Origin of the sequence: Streptomyces sp. NTH33, assembly GCF_003236365.1 — a bacterium.
Lineage (GTDB): Bacteria > Actinomycetota > Actinomycetes > Streptomycetales > Streptomycetaceae > Streptomyces.
The window spans coordinates 1-913 of the sequence record NZ_POTZ01000987.1; the positions used below are offsets into that span (position 1 = coordinate 1).

The 913-nt window shown below is 68.1% G+C and carries 1 protein-coding gene; it reads right to left on the reverse strand.

The window, feature by feature from the left end:
* Positions 1–578, reverse strand: a 578-nt coding sequence (locus C1I97_RS38000; RefSeq protein WP_111007379.1) for a Uma2 family endonuclease, incomplete at its 3' end; no start/stop codon positions are given.
* Positions 579–913: the final 335 nt, after the last annotated feature.

Genomic DNA, 913 nt, shown 5'->3' on the forward strand with positions numbered 1-913 from the left:
GCCGGGAGGGGGAGCGGCTCGCCGAGGTCGACCTTGGTCTCGTCGTCGTAGTACGCCCTCGTGGGGTCCTTGCCGGGGAGGACGGGAGTGCTGTAGCAGTGGGCCGTCCTGGTGTCGCGGTTGATCAGGACGTAGACGGGGATGCCGGCGGCGGCGTAGGTGCGGAGCTTGGGGCCGGCGTCCGTTTCGTGGTTGGTCGAGGTGACCTCGCCGATCAGAGCGATCATGTCGAGGGGGTACCAGCCCTTGTGGGTCCTGCGGTACGACTCGTCGAGTTCGGTCGGCTCACGGTGGAGGACGTAGAAATCGGGAACGACCAAGGTCTTGGTACCACCGCTCTGATGTGCGGCACGGAAGCCCATGCCCGTGCCGGCGAGCGCGAACCCGGCGACGTGGAGCTGAACCATGAGCCCGACGGCGCGCTTGCTGTGGTTGTAGTCCGGTTGCGGTGGCACGATGGCCGTCCCCTCGACGTACTCGGGTCGAATCGGCGCCACGGACGCCTTTTCGATCGCGATCAACAGATCGATGGGGTCCTGCTGCGTCATGACCGGCTCCGTGATGGGTTCGGCGCTCATCGCTGGTTCTCCTCGTCACGCTGGTGCCAGGCTACGCCCACGCTGGGTGCCCCGGCAGAACGATGGAGTACGGCGCTCACCGGTTGTTCTGAGATGGTTGTTCTGAGATGCCGGGCACGTTCACTCGAACGAGCGTGCTGAACCGTTCCTGCCCGCGCATGCGAGAGGCGGTGCCCGGGTCTCCCCGGACGCCGCCCCTGTCGCCGTGGGCCCGCGGCCCTACTTCGTCATCGACTGCGGCGGTATCGGCGAGGCCGCCAGCGACTGCGGGGAGGTGGCGCTGGCGAAGGCCGAGGGGGCCGTCATGCCGGCCGTGGGGTCGGGGACCGGGGTCT